This window comes from Streptomyces gilvus (genome assembly GCF_022513565.1).
Classification (GTDB): domain Bacteria; phylum Actinomycetota; class Actinomycetes; order Streptomycetales; family Streptomycetaceae; genus Streptomyces; species Streptomyces gilvus.
Map to the genome: position 1 here is coordinate 1 of NZ_JAKWBE010000095.1, position 302 is coordinate 302.

General features: G+C 71.9%; 1 protein-coding gene. It reads right to left on the bottom strand.

Annotated features, from left to right (window positions below):
* Positions 1–302, bottom strand: a 302-nt coding sequence (locus MKW14_RS40775; RefSeq protein WP_240871850.1) for an electron transfer flavoprotein subunit alpha/FixB family protein, incomplete at both ends; no start/stop codon positions are given.

The window sequence follows — 302 nt, forward strand, 5'->3', positions numbered from 1 at the left end:
GCCTCGGCGTCCTTGTTGACCGCCACGATCGTCTTCGAGGTCTGCATGCCCGCCCGGTGCTGGATGGCACCGGAGATGCCGTTGGCGATGTACAGCTGCGGCGAGACACTCTTGCCGGTCTGGCCGACCTGGTTGGTGTGCGGGTACCAGCCCGCGTCCACCGCCGCCCGCGAGGCACCCACCGCCGCGCCCAGGCTGTCGGCCAGGGCCTCGATGACCGCGAAGTTCTCCGCGCCGTTGACGCCCCGGCCGCCGGAGACCACGATCGCGGCCTCGGTCAGCTCCGGACGCCCGGTCGACTC